The sequence below is a fragment of the Caballeronia terrestris genome (assembly GCF_001544515.1).
Taxonomy (GTDB): domain Bacteria; phylum Pseudomonadota; class Gammaproteobacteria; order Burkholderiales; family Burkholderiaceae; genus Caballeronia; species Caballeronia terrestris.
Map to the genome: position 1 here is coordinate 1 of NZ_FCOL02000333.1, position 1,843 is coordinate 1,843.

A 1,843-nucleotide genomic window follows, 5' to 3' on the forward strand; every position below is an offset into this window, starting at 1 on the left:
CCGATACATCGCATCGAAGGCGGCGCCGTCATGCTGCTCGAGCGCGGCGAGCGTCTCGTCGATCTGCGAATGGATGACGCGGTCGGCTCCGCCGCCATCGCGCACCGCTTCGCGCCCGATCAGGTCGCTGGCCTTGACCGCGGTCGTGCCTTCCTAGACTGCCAGGATGGGCGCGTCGCGGTGGTGCGGCGCGGCGCCCGTCTCCTCGACGAAGTGCATGCCGTCTGCACCTGCTCGCCGCGGCTCGCGGCGTCGGTCGACATTCCAGCGCTCCAGCCCTTGATGACGGGCACGAGGTATTCGGAGACGGTGGCATGCCGCGCGCGCGGGTCGGCATCGGCTGGGTGATGCGCGAAGCGCAAGTGCACCGCCGCGACGTAGGCGAGTGCGCGGGCGCCTTGGGTCAGCGCGCGCATCGTCGCGAGCATGTGGCGCACGTCGAGTGATGAATGATGCTGACCGACTCTTTCGCGGAGCCATCGACGGGGTGGCTTTGCACGCGTTCCTCGCAGACGCGGGCGGGTTGATACTCTCGCTCCGACACTCGATGCCCTGCAAGTCGCTGGCCGGCCGGCCCAAGGGGACCGACGTCGCTTGTGCGGCGCAATCGGATCGGGTGTCAGGGGGCTTCCTGCACGGGCAGGGTGATGAACCCGATCATAGGGCGGGCTTGTCCGGCGCACGCCTCGCTCTGCGGAAGGGGCTCACGCGCGACGCCGGCCGTTAGGGCTCCCGCTTACCGGCCCATGCGACGGTCGTAGCTGCGCGAGATGCGGTCGAGCAAGGCCGGATCGCGTGAGTCGCTCGAGTCGAACCGCACCTGCACGCTGCCATCGACCTGCTGGCGCACGCTCGCCGTCACCGTGGCGGTGCTCGACGTCCCGACGACGCGGCCGCTTCCCGGGTCCTGGACTGTGATGGCCAGTCCTTCGTCGCGCAGCGCGCCCGCCGCCGCGGAGAACGAGCGGTCGTAGCTGGCGGGCGTCATCACCACGGTGCCGGGCGGCACGGCATAGTAGGGGCACCCTGACAGCGCGATGACTGCACCGCACGCAGCGCATAGAAGGCGCTTCAAGGCGACACCTTCGTCCAGTGAGGGCCGGGGTCGAACGACGTCATCGCTGCCGCTTTCTTTGCGCTCTCGGGCCCGAGATCGCGTTCGTAGACCTGTCCGTCGTGACTGACGATGAAGCTCTCGATGCCGGTATCGCCGTAGCGGGCGGGCCAGGCGACCACAGCAAAGCCGCCGAACAGCTTGCCGCGCACGATATAGTCGTACGCACCGCCCGGCGCATGACGGCCTTGCGAAGTGAGCAGCCTGTAGTGGTATCCGTAGTAGCCTGGCTGTGCAGCATTGCGCGTGCCCGCGGTTAGGAAGGCAGGCCCGAGCGGGCTCGGCTTGTCGTCGGGGCCAGTCGGCCAGTACAGGCCGTTGCGCTTGCCAGGCGAACTCGACAGCTTCGTCGCGTAGGCGAGTACACCGCTACCGTCGTGGTCCGTCGCGGCGTACTCGCGCTGTGCATCGTAGACCGCCAGCATAGTCTGGATGACGGCAAGCTCGTTGCGTCCGATGCGGCGCAAGCACATTTCCTCGGTGCCGGCGCGCACGTCGAAATGCCATCCCTTCGCCGACTTCACGAGCGGGATGGGCAACGTCCAGCCGTCGTCGCCCACGGCGATATCGACGAGTCCGCTGTCCCTCCGTTTGAGCTGGTGCGACGTGTCCCAGGCCGTCAGGAAGCGGGTCCGGATCTCGGCACCGACAGGCGGGATGAGTTTGCGAAAGTCGGCGCCCAGCAGGGCTTTCAGCGTGGCCTCATCGTTATTCTTGACGGCATTGCCG

General features: G+C 67.8%; 4 protein-coding genes. 2 read left to right on the forward strand and 2 right to left on the reverse strand.

What is annotated here, in order from left to right; translation table 11 throughout:
• Together AWB67_RS43695 and AWB67_RS43700 are read left to right on the forward strand one after the other, a co-directional pair.
• The coding region (locus AWB67_RS43695; RefSeq protein WP_374729891.1) for a hypothetical protein at positions 1-348 on the forward strand (348 nt) is incomplete at its 5' end.
• Complete coding sequence (locus AWB67_RS43700) at positions 315-446, forward strand: hypothetical protein (protein WP_374729892.1); 132 nt, start codon at positions 315-317, stop codon at positions 444-446. The genes AWB67_RS43695 and AWB67_RS43700, both read left to right, overlap by 34 nt.
• Before the next feature lie 290 nt (positions 447-736).
• Here the strand turns inward: AWB67_RS43700 and AWB67_RS37155 are convergent, their stop codons facing one another.
• Both AWB67_RS37155 and AWB67_RS37160 read right to left on the reverse strand, forming a co-directional pair.
• A complete protein-coding gene (locus AWB67_RS37155; protein ID WP_087660780.1) occupies positions 737-1,075 on the reverse strand; it encodes a hypothetical protein in 339 nt (112 codons plus the stop codon).
• The coding region (locus AWB67_RS37160; RefSeq protein ID WP_087660781.1) for a DUF2950 domain-containing protein at positions 1,072-1,843 on the reverse strand (772 nt) is incomplete at its 5' end. The genes AWB67_RS37160 and AWB67_RS37155, both read right to left, overlap by 4 nt.